Genomic DNA, 19,640 nt, shown 5'->3' with positions numbered 1-19,640 from the left:
TATGCGCTGGCATAATTTTAACCAGCTCAATGGCTGCCGAAGCTTATAATGACAATCTGAGCTTAGTGATTAATGATCAAAAAATAGCCATTCCCCAAGGGGACCAGCCACCAGTGATTAAAGCCAACAGAGTTTATGTGCCACTGCGCATAATCAGCGAAAACCTAGGCAGTCAAGTTAATTGGTTACCAGCAACCAAACAAGTGGTAATTATGACCGATACCAAATACAAACAAGTGCCTACACCGGAAGACCCGAACAAAATTCAAATCGTTATTGATGAAGAGCCTTTAGAAATCCCCCTCAGTTATGGGGCGCCATTCCTAACAGACAATGGTAGAACAATGGTACCCTTGAGGATTATTGGAGAATCGCTGGGTTGCCAAGTGGAATGGCTCAGCAACGAACGGACTGTTGAAATTAAAAGCAAAAAGCAAAATGCAGATGACGGTATCTCATATATACCCACACCGGGTAACTCATCAGATGATAATTCATCAGACCAACCGGAACCAGTTTTGACCAACGATGAACGGAACCTGATTAATAAACTAGCCAGCTATAAAACTAATATTCGATTATCCAATGGTACTTTAATTAATACTGCCCAACTACTGACCATGGCACCGGCTGATTTTACCAGTACTGAAATTAATCATCTTCGTTCCATTGAAAAGCTGTTGGATCAATATAAACCAACCATTCAACTGCCAAATGGCAGTCAGATCAGAACGTCAGAGTTAACAATTATGGGTTCGGCCATGGCCACTGCCGATCAACTAAATGATTGGATTGCCAGAGAAACCCCAAGAATTAAAGCCAAAATGGCAAATCTTGGCCGGGAGTTCATTCCGGTGGATAAAGAGCTGGCTGAGTTATATATCAGCATTGGTAAAAAATATGGCATCAGAGGTGATTTGGCCTTTGCCCAAGCTGCTAAAGAAACCCATTATTTCCAATTTACCGGCAGCGTGCAACCCTATCAAAACAATTATTGCGGTCTGTCAGCCACTGGAACAGCCAATACTGGCAATGAGTCATTAAATGGGGCTGATCCCGACAGCGTCTATTTTGAAAAGGGTGTTCATGGAGCAATATTTGCCACCCCCGAAGTTGGTGTAGAAGCACATATCCAACATTTATATGCCTACGCCACCGATAAGCCACTGCCAGCTGGCACAGTGCTATATGACCCTAGATATACTTTAGTATCTAGAGGTATTGCTCCCACCTGGGTTGGCTTAAACGCCAGATGGGCGGTTCCGGGAACAACCTATGGCCAAAGCATTATCCAAGATTATTGGCTATATGCCTTGAACAGCTAATAAAAAAGCGGGCTGTTGCAAAAAGTAAAGGGGCAGGTTTCCATGCCTGCCCGCCAGCACAAATCCATGTTGCTTAGGCGGGTCGGCGTGGAAACCGCCCCCTACACTAGGTTTCGCAACAGCCTTTTTGCTATTTACTTTGCTCAATCTCTTCGATCAAAAGGGACAATTCGGTCCAGCGATCAATTGCCTGTTCTAACTCTTTTTCAACCTGTTGCTGCTCGGTATATAATTGCTGCACCCTAATAAAGTCGCTGGCAGCCTCTTCAATTTCCTTTTTTAATTTGGCATTGCGACTTTCTAAATCGGCAATGCGCTCTTCAATACCCTCCCATTCCCGCTGTTCTTTATAAGATAACTTCTTGGGGCGTTCTTTTTTGGGCGGAGCCTCTTTAGTTATCGTCTTTTCTGGATGGTTAGTTTGTTGCTGCTCTTTGACGACAGCTAAGTACTGGGAATAATTACCATAAAAGCAGCATATATCCCCTTTGGCCCCGAAGGCAATTAATTTGTCCACCACTCGATCTAAAAAATAGCGATCGTGGGAAACTGTGATTACTACACCGGGAAAATGCTCTAGGTAGTCTTCTAAAATGGTCAGCGTCTGGGTATCCAAGTCATTGGTGGGTTCATCCAACAGCAGCACATTGGGCTCTTCCATTAACGTGCGCAGCAAATAAAGACGCCGGCGCTCGCCTCCGGATAATTTATGAATATATGTCCATTGAACACTGCGGGAAAACAAAAACCTCTCCAACATTTGTTCCGCTGTTATTGTTTGGCCATCGCTGGTTCTAACCACTTCTGCCCCTTCTCTGATGTACTCAATTACCCGCAGGTCACTGTTCATATCCACATAATCCTGCGTATAGTAACCAATCTTTACCGTTTGCCCAATTTCCACCTCGCCGGCATCAGGCTTAATCCGCCCAGCCATAATGTTTAGCAGAGTGGTCTTTCCTGAACCATTGGGGCCGATAATGCCCAGTCTTTCCCCTGGTTCCACCAGGTAGCTAAAATCATTAATAAATAATTGGGAGCCATAGCCTTTGGTTACACCTTTTAACTCCATTACTTTTTTACCCAGGCGGCTGGACCCAATGGCAATGTCCACCTTATCATTGGCTATGTTGGCCTTTTGGGCCTGCAGGTCTTCAATTCTTTGTATCCGGGCTTTTTGCTTGGTGGATCTAGCCCTAGCCCCCCGTCTCAACCAGGCCAATTCGTTACGCAGAATATTTTGCCGTTTTCTTTCATCGACAATTGCTTGTTCTTCTCGCTCGGCCTTGGCTTCCAGAAAAGCTTGGTAATTGCCATCGTAGCTGTACAGCTTGCCTTGGTCCAACTCTAAAATACGGTTAGTAACCCGATTTAAAAAATAGCGATCGTGGGTGACCACTAACAGAGCCCCTCTATATTTAGCTAGAAACTCCTCTAACCACTCAATAACTTCATTATCCAAATGGTTGGTGGGCTCATCTAAAATCAGTAAATCGGCAGGATGGATTAGTGCTTTAGCAATGGCCACCCTTTTCTTTTGACCGCCGGATAATTCCTTTACCGGTTGATTAAAATCTTGTATCCCCAGCCGAGTGAGCACAGTTTTTGCAATGGTACTGGCTTCCCAGGCGTTTAGTTGATCCATCTGCTGCTGCATGGCCGTTAACCGCTTTTGTTTGCCCTCATCAGTGGGATCGGTGGACAATTCACTAACAGCCCGTTCATAATCCCTCATCAGCCTCATTAATGGCAAATCACCATAATAAATTTGTTCTAAAACTGTTAATTTCTCATTAAACACTGGATACTGGGGCAGATATTCGATATGAAATTGATTGGCATGAACAACCCTTCCATCCTCAGCCGATTCAATGCCGGCGATAACTTTTAGTAGAGTAGATTTCCCGGTGCCATTAACCCCAATTAAACCTATCCGCTGTTTTTCTTCAATGGTAAATGAAATATGGTCAAATAATGTTTTATCCCCATAGGTTCTGGTGACATTTTCCACCGTAACAATACTCATCACTTAATACCTTCCTTAGTCTCTGATGTCGTCCATATTATTATAGTGCATAACAAATCCAAAGGAAACCAAGCAAAGGAAAGATCTGATGGTTCATTCTAAATCAAAGCTGGGATTAAAATTTTGTCAAATAGTGTTCCACTTCCCAAGGGCTTACATATGTGCGATAATCGTTCCATTCTTTAGTCTTTGTGGCCACAAAATTTTCACAAATATGACTACCAAGGGCCTGTTGGACAACTTCATCTTTACATAACTCATCTACCGCTTCCTTCAAATTTGCGGGCAAGCTACCAATACCAGATTCTGCTCGATCTACTGTAGTCATGTGGTAAATGTTGCGGTCGGTGGCCGCTGGCGGTGTCAGTTTATTTTTAATACCATCTAGCCCAGCCTGCAACATGACGGCAATGGCCAAGTAAGGGTTGCAAGACGGATCCGGACTGCGCAACTCAATTCTTGTGGACATACCACGCTTGGCTGGAATGCGAATTAACGGACTGCGATTGCGACAAGACCAAGCCAAGTACACCGGAGCTTCATAGCCGGGCACCAAGCGCTTATAGGAGTTTACAGTGGGGTTAGTGATGGCAGTGAAACCTCTGGCATGTTTTAATAAACCAGCTAGGTAATGCATGGCCGTTTCACTCAACTGATTGGGTGTCTCGGGATGATAAAAAGCATTTTCCCCTGCCAATGTGATTAATGACTGGTTGGCGTGCATTCCTGAACCATTAATGCCGAAGATAGGCTTTGGCATAAAGGTAGCATGTAAACCATGTCTTTGGGCAATTGTTCTGACCACAAACCTAAAGGTCATAATTTTGTCTGCCACATCAAGGGCATCGGAGTACTTAAAATCAATTTCATGCTGCCCCGGTGCCACCTCATGGTGAGAGGCTTCAATTTCAAAGCCCATCTCTTCTAAAGTCAGCACCATATTACGGCGAGCGTTTTCACCCATATCCACCGGCGACATATCGAAGTAACCGGCACTATCATGGGTTTTTAATGTTGGAACCCCATTTTCATCCACATGGAACAAGAAAAACTCCAGTTCCGGTCCCACCGCCATGGTATAACCCATTTCTTTAGCTTCTTCTAACACTCTTTTTAATGTATTTCTCGGACATCCTGCAAAGGGTGTGCCATCTGGATTGTAAACGTCGCAAATTAACCGAGCCACCGCACCTTCTCTGGGTCTCCAGGGAAATACTACAAATGTGTCAGGGTCGGGGCGCAAGTACATATCAGATTCTTCAATCCGCACAAAACCATTGATTGATGAACCGTCAAACATCATTTCTCCATCCAAAGCCTTCTCCAACTGCTCCACAGTGATGGCCACGTTTTTAAGTTCTCCGTTAATATCGGTGAACTGCAGCCTGATAAACTTTACCCCTGCTTCCCTCGCCTTTTCCATAACCGCTTGCTTAACTTCTTTATTCATTAATAATCCACCTTTCTCTATAATAAGTTTGGATTGATAAACAAAAAACCTTTGCAGATAGAGAATACTCATCTGCAAAGGCCTCTTTGCCTATACCAGAACACCCCATTGTGTTCACTTCATAAAATTAGATGCCACCCTTTAAATTTTCGGCCATAATTACCGCTTCGGCCATCGCCTTCATGCTGATACGCTTATTCATGCTCTGTTTTTGCAATTTCTTAAATGCTTGTTCTTCATTAAGTCCCATTGTTTTCATCAAAATCCCCTTGGCCTTTTCAATGATTTTACGACTTTCTAATTTGTCCTGCATCTCTTTGACCCGTTGTTCCAGTTTAATCATTTCATTATAATTAAGCAGTGCCACTTCCAAGGTTGATATTAGGTGGCTCTCTTCAATGGGTTTAATCAATAATCCCTGAACCTTAGCTTCCAATGCTTTATTCAGCAATTCCTGCTTATAATCACTAGAAGTTAAAAATATTGGTGCGATTCTATCTTCACTCAATATTTGAGCCACCTCTAGTCCATTCATGCCGTTTAATGCAGTGTCTATAATTATTAAATCAGGTTGTCGGGATCGCAACATTTTGATGGCAGTGATTCCATCGGTGGCTTCTCCGATTAACAAATATCCATATTTACTCAAGATAGCCTTTAGGTTTTTGCGATCGGTGTCATTGGCATCGATTAAAATTACTCTATACGCACTCAAGGAATCACCTCACCTATATAAACATAAAAGCCCCCGTAGAACATTATAATCCTACGCGGGCTTCATTGCCGTTATGATACACCTTTGTATCAATAAGTATTAACTTATTTAAATTATAGTCATGACCATCTAATTAGTCAATACCATTTTAAGCAATTTTTTTACAAATAAAGGTGAAGATATTCCTTTAAAATAGCCCCAGCACTTTACCGGTGGTGGTGTCCACATCAATTTTGCGATAGGCCGGGTCAGAGGCGGTGCCGGGCATCATCATAATTGATCCGGCCATTGGGCAGAGGAACTTGGCACCGGCGAAGACCAACACATCACGGATTGGCAGCACCCACCCCTTAGGCACTCCTTTGAGGTTAGGATCATGGGATAAACTCAGGTGAGTTTTCACCATCATAGTGGCAAAGTCTGCAAAGGCCGGATCAGATTCAAATCTCGCAGCCTTCGCCTCCGCCTCCGGTGTCCAAGCAACCCCATCGGCACCGTATACTTCTTTGGCAATTAGTTCCACCCTTTGTCTCAGTGGCATATCCAACGGATAGAGATATTTAAAATCCACCTTTTCTTTACAAGCATCCATTACTGCATCAGCCAATTCCAAAGCGCCGTCCCCACCCTTTAGCCAATGCTCAGAGAGAGCACAGCGGGCACCGGCCTGCTCTGCGTAGTGGCGTACCAAAGCAATCTCTTCTTTGGTGTCAGTGTAAAAGGCATTGATACACACAACCGGTATTACTCCGGATTTCTTCACGATGGAAATATGGTGTAACAGGTTAGCAATCCCTTTCTCCAGTAATTCTAAATTCTGGTTGGTATATGCTTCGGGTAACGGCTGACCAGGAGCTACTTTGGGGCCACCGCCGTGCATCTTCAATGCCCTAATGGTGGTGGTAATTACCGAAACATTAGGTTTCAAACCGCTAAAGCGACACTTAACATTCCAAAACTTTTCAAATCCAATGTCGGAAGCAAAACCACTCTCGGTGACATGATAATCAAACATTTTAAGAGCAATTCTATCGGCAATAATTGAGGACTGGCCAATGGCGATGTTGGCAAAGGGTCCGGCATGAACCAAAACCGGTTGATATTCCGCAGTGCTCATCAATGTTGGGTTAATGGTGTTGCGCATAAAGGCAGTCATGGCCCCAGCCACTTCCAAGTCTTCGGTGGTTACTGGGTTGCCTTTTTTGTCATAGGCAACAATAATTTTACCGATGCGCTCCCGCAAGTCCTTTAAGTCCCTGGCAACAGCTAAAATAGCCATTAATTCTGAACTGACGGCGATGTTAAAGCCAGACTTCATCATATAGCCATCGGTTCGGCCACCAATGCCCATAATAATATTGCGCAGGCCCTGGGCACAGAAATCGATAATCCATTTAAATTGCACGTTGGTGGGGTCAATATCAAGCCGTTTCAAGTTTTTCTTGGCTAACACCTCGTCATCATAGTTCCGCTCATGTTGCATGCGGGCATTAAGGGCCACCATACCGAGGTTGTGGGCATTCATGATATCATTAATGTCACCGGTCAGCCCTAAAGAAAACTCTGTCATCGGAATGGCTAAGGCATTACCACCGCCGGCGGCAGTGCCCTTAACGTTCATGGTGGGTCCACCGGAAGGTTGGCGAATGGCAGCGCCGACATTCATGCCCCTTTTGCCCAAGCCTTCCACCAAGCCCAACGTAGTGGTGGTTTTCCCTTCCCCAAGGGGAGTGGGGGTAATGGCAGTAACATTGATATAATTGCCATCGGGCCGATCCTTTAGGCGAGCAAAAATTTTCATAAAATCCAATTTACAAATTCTACCATAGGGAATAACTTCGTCCTTTTCCAATGCCAGTTTTTCCCGCCATTGCTCGGGAGTGGGCATGTTGGGCTCTGCCAATTCTGCAATTTGATAATCCTTTAACTTAGTGGCATCGTAAGCCATTTAAAGTCCCTCCTTGTTTTATTCATTTATTCTTTGATTAACGGTTGCTATGGTAAGCTCTTTTAATTTTTTAGCCTCTTCAATAATTTTTATTTTTTCTGTCTTAACCTCAGAAACAAAGTCCTGATCACTGATCATTGGTGTATTAATATCCACATTAAGCAAAACCGCATTTAATGCCGCTTCACAGGTATAGGCTGCCACACCGGCATCACTAATGGCCATTTTATTGCCAATCCTTGCTATTTTTTCAGCAATGGCTAACGATTCCAACAACAGTGCCGCAATTTGCAAGGGTACCTCCGTTGCATTTTTCAAAGCCTTTTGCAACTCTTCTTGCCGGATAGCCTTTTGCTCCTCGCTATTTTTAGGCATCTGATAACACTGCATAAAGTGATTAAACACTTCCACATCGGCGGCAACTAATTTCTCTAAACGAGTAAGTATGTAATATGCTTGGCCTGTTATTTCCTTTGTTTCAGCTTCCACAGCGGCGTATTTCTTTTTGCCAATGGTCAGGTTCCCCACCATAATCGCCATGGCAGTACCCAGTGCGCCAATCATCGCTGACACACTGCCCCCTCCGGGGGTGGGTGAATCAGAGGCAGACCAATACAATATCTTCCTAAAGGATTGATCAAAGATATCATTCATAACTTCTCCTCCTTTGCTAACTACTCTATTGAACTACTCCAGTTTTTGCGTTGTTATTATCTAACTACTCTAATGTTATAACACATTTTGATATAATTACCAATTATAAAATAAAATAAGGCAGAATCATACCATTTGTTGGTATATTCCGCCCTTTACTAGACGAAGCCACTGCATAATAAAAACATCAATCGAATAATTTAAGGTATTGTTCATAACCTTCCTTTTTTAAATCTTCCTTGGCAATAAAACGCAGAGCTGCAGAATTAATACAATAGCGCTGACCAGTTGGTTTGGGTCCATCATCAAACACATGGCCCAAGTGTGAATCAGCCCCTTCACTCCTTACTTCTGTACGCAACATATTAAAACTGCGATCGGTCTTTTCTTTTATATTTTCTGGTTGCAAAGGTTTAGTAAAACTGGGCCAGCCACATCCCGAATCAAATTTATCTAATGAGCTAAATAATGGCTCCCCAGAGACAATATCAACATAAATACCTTCCCGCTTGTTATCCCAATATTCATTGGCAAAGGGTGGTTCAGTATGATTATTTTGTGTGACATCATACTGAAGCTTTGTCAACTCATTTAATCGCAACGCTAAATCAGTTTCGGGGTTCCAGTGTTCAGTAATGAAGGTTTCTCTGCCTGAACCTCTACGGTATAAAGCATAATGCTCCGGATTCTTTTTGTGGTAATCTTGATGGTAATCCTCTGCGGGGTAAAATTCAGTTGCCGGTAAAATCTTTGTTACAATGTCCTGATTAAACCTACCGCTAGCAGCCAAATCTCTTTTGGATTGCTCCGCTTCAATCCTTTGCTCCTCATTATGATAAAAAATGGCGGTGCGATATGAGGAGCCACGGTCGTGGAACTGTCCTCCTTCATCTGTGGGATCAATCTGTTGCCAATATATTTGCAGTAACCTTTGATAAGAGCAGACTTCAGGATTGTAGGTTATTTGTATCGCCTCATAGTGTCCTGTTTTATCGGCACACACCTCTTGATACGTTGGGTTTGCAACATCCCCCCCAGTATAACCAGATACCACTTTAATTACCCCCAGCAGCTTTTCAAAGGGTGCCACCATACACCAAAAACACCCACCGGCAAACGTCGCCAGTTGGTATTGTTCTTTGTTGACTTCATCCACGCTTGACTTCATTTAGGCAACCTCCAATTTATAATTCTTTAATAGTATGTCCAAATATATTTACCCAAACAAAATAAAACCTCCAATTGTATATTACAAATTATACCAATCGGAGGTTTATTTTGATACACTCTTACTTATTTATCGGTTTTAAAATTTGTCACTAGGTTTTGCAGTTTTAATGATATATTGGCCAGCTCTTGGGCAGAGCCTGATACTTGTTGCATCGTTGATGTAATTTGTTCGTTGGCAGCTGATAATTGCTGCACCCCATCATTTACTTGTTTAGCACCTGATGCAATGTCTTGAATGGCCGCTGTGTTTTTAGCCACTGCATTAATAATTTGTGCCAGTGCTGCTCCGGCGTTATTGGCAATATCTACCCCTTCAGTTACTTCATTGTTGCCTCGCTCCATAGCATTAATTGCTGTTCCCACACCAGTTTGAATTTCTTTAACCAAATTGGTGATTTCACTGGCAGCATTTGCCGATTGCTCTGCTAACTTGCGCACTTCTTCGGCCACCACAGCAAACCCTCGGCCATGTTCTCCCGCCCGGGCAGCCTCAATGGCAGCATTTAAAGCTAAAAGGTTGGTTTGTTCAGCAATATTAGTAATGGTTACAATAATTTGTCCTATTTGTTCCGATTGCTTGCCCAGTTCATATACCGCCTTAGAGGCATTATCAGTCCCCAAAGCGATGGCATTTATTTTTTCTATGGTTTGTTTCACTGCATTACTGCCTTGCTCAGCAACATTTTGCACCATTTCTGATTCTTTTACAGCCAGTTCGGCATTTTCTGCTTCTTGAGCTGAATTTGCTGCCATTTCATAAGTACTGCTGGCAGTTTGTTCCATGGTGGCATTGGCTTCTTCACTGGTGGAAGCCAGTTCTTGGCTATGGGATGTTAATTCATTGGCTGTGATTTTTAGATCGCCAATCATTAACTTCAAATTATCTATCAGTTTATTCACTGAATTTGCTAACGTCCCAATTTCATCGCCACTATTAATATCAGCATTGGTTGTCAAATCTCCTGATGCCGCCGCTTCTGCCACAGTAACCAGTTGATTGATTGGCTTAATAAAGCGATTAATTGTGTAATAACCTAAAACTAGAACAATGACGGCAATTACAATCACTGCCACGATAATATCTGATTTTAACGCATCAACCACTGTAAATACTTCATTTTCAGGGCTAATCATGGCTATTGACCAACTGTTTAGACCCGCTGGCTTATAGTTGATGATAATTTTTTGACCATCTAACGTCACATTTTGACCGGAACCACTTTCCTGATTAATCATTTTTTGAGCAATGGCTTTAAATTCTTCACTGATACTCTCATCTTTAAGCACATTTACTTCCAATAGCTTGGATTTGTCGGGGTGACTAATGTAATCACCATTTTTATTCAGCATGATAGAATAACCAGTTTCGGTAACAGCTTGGCTTGCGATACTATCTGATATGTATTCTAAATATATAAAACCGACCAACACACCAATTTTTTCATTGGCATCATTAAAAATTGGTACCCCTAACCCGATTATCTTGCGCCCGGTACTGGTGGAAAAGGTAGCATCGGCAATTACTGGTTTGCCAGATTCCCACGGTGCATAAAAGTATTCCTTATCTGCAATATTTTTGCCGTGATGCTCCGCACCTTCTGAGTGGGCAATTTCTGTGCCATCTGGGTCACAGATTAACAGGTGAGAATACTGGGGGTTGTCTTTGACAAAACGTATAAAATATGGTTCCACCTGATTATAATCCATCGACTTAATGATAGGATTATGTGATAACTCTATCATTACATCCTGTTGGGCTTTTAAAATATCTGCTAAATTAGTATTTAATTGTTGTTGTGTTTGGGTCTCAAATTGATTTACTAGCAGGTTTTGAGACTTTTGTACACTAAATAGTGCATAACAAATTAATGGTACTAAGGCAATTAATATAAAGGTGGTTAGAAGTTTGGTTTTAATGCTCTGTGTTTTTATTTTTAAACACTCCTTTCAATCCCAATATAACTTAATATATACCCCTTGCACCTTTAGTCACATAGTTTATCGCATATAGCCTAAATAGGCATTAATCTTTATTTAAATAGTATAAGTCAAATATTGTTAACATTGTCACAATCAAAAATACCACAGATTTTAACATCAGTCTAGTTAATTACCTAAAACTTTGTCGTGTTTAAGACATTATGAACTTTTTGTGTCATTTTATGTAAACTATTCTTCGGTTAAGCCCCTTTGAAAAACCCTAAAAAAATAAGCCCGGTCCTACGACCGAGCTTAATCGTTAAAATGTTTATTTTATTATTGTCACCGCTATACCCACAAGTTCCAATAATAACACCTTTACTCAATTGCTTGGATTTCAGTAACCGGTGTCACGTTATGGTACTGAGAAAGGTCAACACTATTGTTGGTGGTTAATGCTGGCACTTTAATAACAACATCCTTTTCAACAGTAGTTGTTGAGCCGCCTATGGCACTGAAATCACAGAACAATTCACCGGTGGCGGTATCCTCAGCTTTAACGTTAATAACGGTATCAGATTCAGCTTTGGTACCAACATACTGATAGTCGCTTAAAATTTGTACATCTACTTTTGGGCCATCAACAACAACTACATTGCCGGTGATATTGTATTTGCCGTCTATGTTACCACTCTTACCTTTTGATTCTGTTTTTACATTCAACACTCCGGTTACTGAATTATCCGGTGCATTAAACTTAATACTCATATCAAATGACTTTACTCCTCCGGGAAAAATTGCCGCTTGATAGGTCATGTTTACATCCACAAAGGCGCCAATCATTTTTATCTCTTCTTTGCTGGGCATTTGGCTATTGGCAATGCCGGTAATTATTTGCTCCCGCATTTCCTCCGCTGTAACACCCATGGTGGTTAGGTTATATTGGTTCATTGCTACAAAGATATCGGTAAACCGTTCCTTCTCATTTTGCACTTTAGTTAATAGATTGTATATTACATCTTCAAATGCCGCTTGATCTATCTGTACTGTTACTGTGCTGGCGGACATACTGAAATATTTGTCGGGCACAGCTTCAATTAAGAACAAAAGTAATTCCTTATATTCATCAGGCAATTGTTGGTTCTGGTAAGTTACCATTTGTTCCCAAACACTACTTAATTGCTGATCCTTAACATATAGGTATTGGGGTACTTTGCCCGTTAAACCAAGCATTTCCGGTTCAACATCAATGCCAAAGCTTTGTAGCACATCAAGAAGGTCTTTGGTAAAAATCACCATGTCATCTTTTAAAAAGATGTCGCCACTGGCTTTGTTGCCTTTTACGTCAGTATTATAGTTAATTTTGATGCTGTTGCTGGCACTATCTAACTGGGCCAACATTTCAAATTTTGTTCCTGCGAAGTCACCCAGCTCATCCTTGATGGTACCATCAAATTTTTGAATATTAAATTGGGTTGTACCTTCGGACTTGTCATAGAATCCTTTATCATAACCCAATTCAAAGTTCTTAACTTTTGCTAAAACTAAGTCCTTTGCAGTTGGTTGAGTAGCATTGGTAGCAAAGACAATGCTAAAGCACAAAGCTAACGTCAATAAAACAATTAATAGATTTTTCCTTTTCAAAAAACTACCTCCCTTTTAAAAAAATTCTAGTTAATTATATCACAGTTAGTCAATTGACAATAGTGAAATCTAGCTTTAACCACATAGAACTTTGGTCTCATATTACAGACCTTATTAATATTAAAACATATTGCTAATCAACAGCCCCATAACCAGTAAAAAACCAAAAAAAGTATTTGTTTGGGCTGTTGCCCTCATGGCTGGCATCATCTTTATTGGCAAATTGTTATTTTTAAAGCCGCCAATTGCTTTAATGGGTTTGGGCACACTGAGTAATACCAGTAACAACCATGGAGAGAGATAGTTAATAACCACAAGTATTAACACCCATAGATATGAAAATATAAACATTCCGGCCATAAATTTAATGGCACTCTCTTTACCCAGCAGGATGGCCAGGGTTCTGCGGCCCTTTGCTTTATCCCCCTCCAGGTCACGAATATTGTTAGACATCATGATTGCGCCCACCAATACTAAAATCGGTACCGAAATAATAAAACTCTGCCAAGAAACAATACCCGTCTGGATAAAGAAAGAAATCATTGTAATAACAGTGCCCATTAAAAAACCTGAAACCAATTCACCTAAGGGGGTATATGCTATTGGATACGGACCACCGGTATAAAGGTAACCAACGGCCATAGAAACTAATCCGATTAAAGCTATCCACCAACTACTTTGATAACAGATATATCCCCCAAATAATGTAGCTAAAACCAAAAACGCCATGGCTAAACGCAAAACTACTTTGGGATGCACGCCATCCCTTACAATGGTACCGCCAATTCCCACTGATTCAGCTGTATCTAATCCCCTTACATAGTCATAATACTCGTTGAACATATTGGTTGCTGCTTGAATTAAAATACAGGCCAACAACATAGCTCCAAAAAGTAACAGGTCAATTTTGGCGTACTGGATTGCTAAAGCAGTGCCAATCGAAACCGGTATGAAAGAAGCGGTCAGGGTGTGGGGCCTTAAAAGTCGCCACCATACCTGCCACGATGGTTTTTGATCTTTTCTTTTGTTATTTTGCATGGTACAATCTCCCTTTGTTACAACTTACGTTTAGAATTGATTTTCTTCATTAACATCAAATTTATACCCGATACCCCAAACGGTTTTAATGTATTTGGGCACAGCGGCATTATCTTCTATCTTTTCCCGCAAGCGTCGAATATGAACATTTACTGTGTTGTCGTCACCTTCATATGTAATGCCCCAAACCCGATTAAGCAATTGGGCCTTAGTGAATACTTTATTGGGATTAGAGGCCAATAGCCACAACAACTCAAATTCCTTTGGGGTTAGGCTGGTCTCCCTACCCCTTTTAATCACTTCTCTGCGTTCATAATTAATATTTAGTCCATTGTATTTTATTATTTCCCTATTGGGTGAACTGAAGGTTTCACTGCGTTTTAACACCGCCTTAACCCTTAATGCTAACTCCACTGGGCTAAAGGGCTTTGTTTGATAATCATCCACTCCCATCCGAAAACCCACAACTTTATCTATTTCGTCATCCCGGGCAGACAAAATAATTATTGGTACATCGCTAATTTTTTTGATTTCTTTTAGCGTCTCAAAACCATCTAAACCAGGCATCATAATATCTAACACCACTAGGTTGGGACAACTGCCTTGAATAATTTCTATTGCCTCGATACCTCCGGAGGCACAAATTACTTCAAACCCCTCTCTGGCCAGGGTATGTTTAAGTATTTTTAGTATTTTGGGGTCATCATCCACCACTAATATTTTTTGCACCATAATATCCACCTCTCTACATTATTTGCTTCCGCTGCAGCGTACCTATCTCCGGCTGGTAAAGGGGTAACGTAAAGGAAAATTTGCTGCCTTTACCAAGCGTGCTTTCTAAATATACTGTTCCCCCCTGTAACTCCACCAAACTTTTAACCAGAGCTAATCCAATTCCGCTACCATCATATTCCTTTGCATCGGTACCATCCACTTGAAAAAACAATTGAAATACCGCTTGGTGATGTTCAGAAGCAATTCCGATGCCGTTATCCTCTATGGTTATACCCATCATTTTGAAAACTGCATCTTCATTTATTTGCACGTTAACAGCACCGCCGGCAGGTGTAAATTTAAGGGCATTGGAAAGTAAATTGGTAATAATCTGACCAGTTTTCTCTTTATCACCCATGACGCAACTCAGCTCGGTCTCTGATTTTACTGCAATGGTAATTCCTTTTTTATCAAATTGTGGTTTTATTCTCCGCACCATGCTGGTGACAAGCTCGTTAATATCTAAAGGCTCCATATGTAGGACGACCTTCCCTGCCTTAACCTTGGAAATACGCATAATTTCATTTACTCGGTTATTTAACTCTTTACTACTATCGGCTATTTCGGACAAATAGTCCCGCTGCATGTCATTTAGCGGTCCAGTTTTTTCATCAGCCAGTAACTCGGTAAAGGCAACAATTGCCGCCAGTGGCGACTTTAACTCATGGTTGATGTTATTTAACATTTCGTTTCTTAACCGATCGTTCTTCCTTAACTGTTGATTTGCCTGCTCCAACTTTTTCTGTTGCTGTGCCAACTTTTCATTAATTTCATATAACTCATTCATGGTACTATTTAATTTATTAAATATGGTATCATAAGGAGCTTCCAGACCTAGCCGAATAATACCTTGATAAATCAAATAATAAGCCGCTAACTTCAACACATGTCCAATAAAATTAAATATTCCATAAACATCTACATATAGAGTAAAGCATAATTCAGACAAAATAAAAATTACCATTGCCGATTCCAAAAAGATATAGGTGATTCTATTTAAACTGTTCCTTTTCCGAAACAATAAGAGCGCCCCACCAAGGGTCAGTATACAAATCACATACTCACTAACAATTTTAAAGTATGTCAGGCCATCACCGTCAATATAACAAACAGGAAAAATGTCCGTATGAAAAACCATGGCTGTAAAAACAACAGTTATACTGGCGTAGACCAAAAAAATATTTCTATATTTAACAGACTTTTCTATAAAGAATGGTGCAATAAACAGTGTACAGGCCTCTAAATACCTAGCTATCACCCATAACTGCGTAGGTATATCAGCACCTTCTATTATAATGATGTCAATACCTTCATAGGTAATTAAATGAAGAAAATCCCAATAGGCAATAAATAAGTAAGCTGTTCCTAAAAATAATAGAAAATCATTATTGGAGTGTCTATAGGTTTTAGTTGCCATTACATACATTAAAGAAGCCACAATGATACAAAAGCCCTCAACTAACGTATGAAACAATAGGTAATTATTGTAGGCAAACATGCTCAATATAAATATCATTAACAAGCAAATCATCGCAACGGTATCTATAGCAAATGATTTATTATAACGTTTATCATCCATTGTTACTTAGAGACTCACCCATTCTATAATATTTTTTTATAAAATTAATTCTGTATTTAAATATAGATACCTTTTTTATCATACCAGAAGTATTTTAAAAAGTTTAACATGGATTAATATTTCTTTTTAATCTTTAACGTGGTATAATCTATTGGTTAAAATATGTACTATATGAGGTGAAAACCGATGAGCAAATACGATGTCATTGTCATTGGAGCTGGGCCAGCAGGAATTTTTACAGCCTTGGAATTATTAAAAGAAAAACCAGACACTAAGCTATTAATACTAGAAAAAGGAAGAATTATTAAGAACCGGAAATGCCCAAAACGCAAAACCTTTAATTGTACCAATTGTACTCCCTGTTCCATCACTTCTGGTTGGGGTGGTGCCGGTGCATTTAGTGACGGCAAACTTAGTTTATCTCCAGAAGTAGGCGGAGAGGTTCTGAGTGAATTTTGGGGCGAAGAAAAGGTAAGTGAATTAATCAATTACGTTGACAGTATATATTTAGGTTATGGCGGTAATGAAAAGATATATTACGACAGCGAATTTGCCGACCAAGTGAGCTATAAAGCCAAATGTTATGGCTTAAACTTGGTTAGGTGCCCGGTGCGGCACTTAGGTACTGAAGATAGTGCCCGCATAATGGATGAGATGTACCAAACCATTAAGGCCTATCCAAATGTCGATATTCGCGACATGACCATAGTTCAGCATGTGCTTCACGATAAAAACACCATGCAAGTAATCGGTGTCGAAACCAATAATGAAAAATTCTACGCTGATTATGTTGTGGTCAGCGTTGGTAGAAATGGTGCCGATTGGTTTCATAATGAATGCAAACAATTGGGCATTCAAACCACCAGCAATCAGGTGGACATTGGTGTGCGGGTTGAAGTTCCACGCTGTGTAACCGATAAAATTACTGATCGCCTATATGAATTTAAGTTTCTTTATTATAGTGATACCTTTGAAAACAAGGTCAGAACTTTTTGCATGAACCCCGGCGGTTTTGTAGCCCAAGAAAACTATGATGAAGGCCTGGCAGTAGTTAACGGCCATTGCTATAGTTCCGTCAAATCTGAAAACACTAACTTTGCATTGCTGGTGTCATCTAGATTTACCGATCCCTTTGATGACCCCATTAGATACGGGAAGTACATTGCCCAGTTAGGTAACATGCTCACTGGCGGCAGCATTATGGTACAACGACTGGAAGATTTGAAAATGGGACGCAGAACTGATGTTGATCGCATGAAAAAGCTGGCACTGAAACCCACCCTTAAAGACGCGGTACCAGGGGATCTCTCATATGTACTGCCCCACAGGCATCTGGTGCCAATCATGGAAACCTTAAAGGCATTGGATAACATCTGCCCCGGAATGTATGGCAAAAACACATTGCTTTACGGTGTAGAAGTGAAATTTTATTCCTCCAGAGTGTCGGTAAGTCCACAACTGGAAACCGCCATTAACGGTTTATACGCCATCGGTGATGGTGCAGGCATAACCAGAGGCCTAATGCAAGCTTCAGTTTCTGGCGTATTAGCTGCCCGAGATATTTTAAATAAAATAGGTTAGTAAAAAGAAACTAAACCCAGCGCCTGCTGCACTGCTCACTTTGAGGATAGTTGCGCAGACCGAACTAAGCTCATCCGGCTGTCTCCGGCAGCAGGTGCTGGTTTTTTAATTGACCTTTTATCTAAAAAGCAAAGGTAAAAGACACCTAGGTTTCGTTATTAACAATTCATAAAGGGGCTGTTGCAAAGTTTTGCAACAGTTCCTTTTTTTGTTGACATATTAAGTTAAAAATTTTAATATTTAATTGTATACAATATACAATGTTTAATATAAATATTAAGTATTCAAACTACACTAAGAGAGGTGCAGTTATATGTCTACTAATATATTAATTACTATTAAACTACCGAACCGCCCTGGTAAGTTAGCCCAAATACTGACAATAATTAGCGATGAGGGTGGTAGCCTGGGAGCGATAGACTTAGTTTCGGCCTCCCCCACTCACACTACTAGACAATTAATGGTAAGGCTTTACGACCAAGGTAAATTAGATGAACTGGTACATATTTTGAAAAACATGCCCGATGTAGAAGTGGTAAGTATTATAGATCGGGTTTTTAACAGTCACTTGGGCGGAAAAATTGAAGTAAATTCTAAACGTGTCATCAACAACTGGGAAGACCTGTCCATTGTTTATACTCCCGGCGTGGCCAAAGTGTCTCAAGCTATAGCTAACGATCCATACCGAGCATACAATTTGACTATGAAGGGTAATACCGTGGCTATTGTTACTGACGGATCAGCCATATTAGGATTAGGCAACCTGGGGCCAGAGGCAGCTTTACCGGTAATGGAGGGTAAGGCAGCACTATTTAAACAATTTGCCAATGTGGATGCAATTCCCCTTTGCGTAAATGTACATGACACCGAACAGATTATTGCAGTGGCAGCAGCCTGTGCCCCGGTCTTTGGCGGTATCAATCTCGAAGATATTGCCGCCCCTAAATGTTTTGAAATAGAAGACAAGTTATCTAAAATGCTGGACATCCCGGTATTTCACGATGACCAACATGGCACAGCGGTAGTAACTCTGGCAGGTTTGATCAATGCTTTGAAGGTTGTGGGCAAAGGGTTGACAAATATTAAAGTTGTATTAAGTGGCGCTGGTGCTGCTGGGGTAGCCATTACCAAGATACTCATTGGCGCCGGTGTTAAAAACATCATTGTATGTGATCGAAATGGTGCCATTACTAAAAGCCGTCCCAATTTGTCCTCCATCAAAGTTTGGATTGCCGAAAACACCAATCACCATGGATTGCAAGGTAATTTAACTGAAGTAATCAAAGATGCGGATGTTTTTATCGGTGTTTCGGCTCCGGGTTTATTAACCAAACAAGATGTTGCTAACATGGCCGAAAAGCCCATTGTGTTTGCCCTAGCAAACCCTGAGCCTGAAGTTAAACCTGAAGAAATCCAAGACATTTGTGCAGTGATAGCAACCGGCAGATCCGATTTCCCCAATCAAATTAATAACGCGTTGGCATTTCCGGGTATTTTTCGTGGGGCTTTAGACTGTCATGCCAGAAAAATTAACAATGAAATGTGTATTGCAGCCGCCCACGCCTTAGCCGGCACAATCAAGGAAAATGAATTGTCAGCAGAAAATATTATCCCTTCTGTATTTAACGAAGGTGTAGTGCCTGCGGTGGCCAAAGCAGTGGTCACTGCTGCCGAACAAACCGGCGTTTGCATGAAATTTTCTCAAGAGGCGGTAGGAATAATATAAGTGGTGTAGATTATTTATTTATTGACTTGA

At 41.0% G+C, this 19,640-nt stretch carries 14 protein-coding genes; 3 read left to right on the top strand and 11 right to left on the bottom strand.

Going from position 1 to position 19,640, the window contains the following annotated elements:
• Nucleotides 1-29: 29 nt before the first annotated feature.
• Entirely contained in the window at nucleotides 30-1,325 is a 1,296-nt protein-coding gene (locus tag V6C27_05785; protein ID MEG6615939.1) for a stalk domain-containing protein, read from the top strand.
• Between the two features lie 130 nt (nucleotides 1,326-1,455).
• Here V6C27_05785 and V6C27_05780 read toward each other — a convergent pair whose 3' ends face one another.
• The 11 genes from V6C27_05780 to V6C27_05730 form a co-directional block, all read right to left on the bottom strand.
• Nucleotides 1,456-3,351 (bottom strand): ABC-F family ATP-binding cassette domain-containing protein, encoded by a 1,896-nt coding sequence (locus tag V6C27_05780; GenBank protein ID MEG6615938.1) that lies wholly within the window; start codon nucleotides 3,349-3,351, stop codon nucleotides 1,456-1,458.
• 115 nt (nucleotides 3,352-3,466) lie between these two features.
• Nucleotides 3,467-4,801 carry a type I glutamate--ammonia ligase gene (gene glnA / locus V6C27_05775; GenBank protein MEG6615937.1) on the bottom strand — a complete coding sequence of 445 codons (1,335 nt, stop codon included), beginning with the start codon at nucleotides 4,799-4,801 and terminating at the stop codon, nucleotides 3,467-3,469.
• Between the two features lie 127 nt (nucleotides 4,802-4,928).
• On the bottom strand, nucleotides 4,929-5,516 hold the full coding sequence (locus tag V6C27_05770) for an ANTAR domain-containing protein (protein MEG6615936.1): 588 nt from the start codon (nucleotides 5,514-5,516) through the stop codon (nucleotides 4,929-4,931).
• A gap of 187 nt (nucleotides 5,517-5,703) precedes the next feature.
• Nucleotides 5,704-7,464 (bottom strand): formate--tetrahydrofolate ligase, encoded by a 1,761-nt coding sequence (locus tag V6C27_05765; protein MEG6615935.1) that lies wholly within the window; start codon nucleotides 7,462-7,464, stop codon nucleotides 5,704-5,706.
• A gap of 18 nt (nucleotides 7,465-7,482) precedes the next feature.
• Complete coding sequence (locus V6C27_05760) at nucleotides 7,483-8,118, bottom strand: cyclodeaminase/cyclohydrolase family protein (protein MEG6615934.1); 636 nt, start codon at nucleotides 8,116-8,118, stop codon at nucleotides 7,483-7,485.
• A 187-nt stretch (nucleotides 8,119-8,305) separates the two neighbouring features.
• A complete protein-coding gene (gene msrB, locus V6C27_05755) occupies nucleotides 8,306-9,286 on the bottom strand; it encodes a peptide-methionine (R)-S-oxide reductase MsrB (protein ID MEG6615933.1) in 981 nt (326 codons plus the stop codon).
• Between the two features lie 125 nt (nucleotides 9,287-9,411).
• Nucleotides 9,412-11,175 carry a methyl-accepting chemotaxis protein gene (locus tag V6C27_05750; GenBank protein ID MEG6615932.1) on the bottom strand — a complete coding sequence of 588 codons (1,764 nt, stop codon included), beginning with the start codon at nucleotides 11,173-11,175 and terminating at the stop codon, nucleotides 9,412-9,414.
• 471 nt (nucleotides 11,176-11,646) lie between these two features.
• Nucleotides 11,647-12,912: a hypothetical protein gene (locus V6C27_05745; GenBank protein ID MEG6615931.1), complete on the bottom strand. Its 1,266-nt coding sequence runs from the start codon at nucleotides 12,910-12,912 to the stop codon at nucleotides 11,647-11,649.
• Between the two features lie 120 nt (nucleotides 12,913-13,032).
• Nucleotides 13,033-13,950: a 1,4-dihydroxy-2-naphthoate polyprenyltransferase gene (locus tag V6C27_05740; protein ID MEG6615930.1), complete on the bottom strand. Its 918-nt coding sequence runs from the start codon at nucleotides 13,948-13,950 to the stop codon at nucleotides 13,033-13,035.
• A gap of 30 nt (nucleotides 13,951-13,980) precedes the next feature.
• On the bottom strand, nucleotides 13,981-14,682 hold the full coding sequence (locus tag V6C27_05735; protein ID MEG6615929.1) for a response regulator transcription factor: 702 nt from the start codon (nucleotides 14,680-14,682) through the stop codon (nucleotides 13,981-13,983).
• 13 nt (nucleotides 14,683-14,695) lie between these two features.
• Entirely contained in the window at nucleotides 14,696-16,303 is a 1,608-nt protein-coding gene (locus V6C27_05730; protein MEG6615928.1) for an MASE3 domain-containing protein, read from the bottom strand.
• 186 nt (nucleotides 16,304-16,489) lie between these two features.
• Between V6C27_05730 and V6C27_05725 the strand changes: the two genes are divergently transcribed.
• Together V6C27_05725 and V6C27_05720 are read left to right on the top strand one after the other, a co-directional pair.
• Nucleotides 16,490-17,884 (top strand): FAD-dependent oxidoreductase, encoded by a 1,395-nt coding sequence (locus V6C27_05725; GenBank protein MEG6615927.1) that lies wholly within the window; start codon nucleotides 16,490-16,492, stop codon nucleotides 17,882-17,884.
• Nucleotides 17,885-18,197: 313 nt separating this feature from the next.
• The gene (locus V6C27_05720) at nucleotides 18,198-19,610 is read left to right on the top strand and encodes an NAD-dependent malic enzyme (protein MEG6615926.1); all 1,413 of its coding nucleotides are present in this window, start codon (nucleotides 18,198-18,200) and stop codon (nucleotides 19,608-19,610) included.
• Nucleotides 19,611-19,640 lie beyond the last annotated feature (30 nt).

The organism is Peptococcaceae bacterium 1198_IL3148 (assembly GCA_036763105.1).
Lineage (GTDB): Bacteria > Bacillota > Desulfotomaculia > Desulfotomaculales > Desulfohalotomaculaceae > JBAIYS01.
This window is presented reverse-complemented; position numbering and strand designations above follow the sequence as displayed.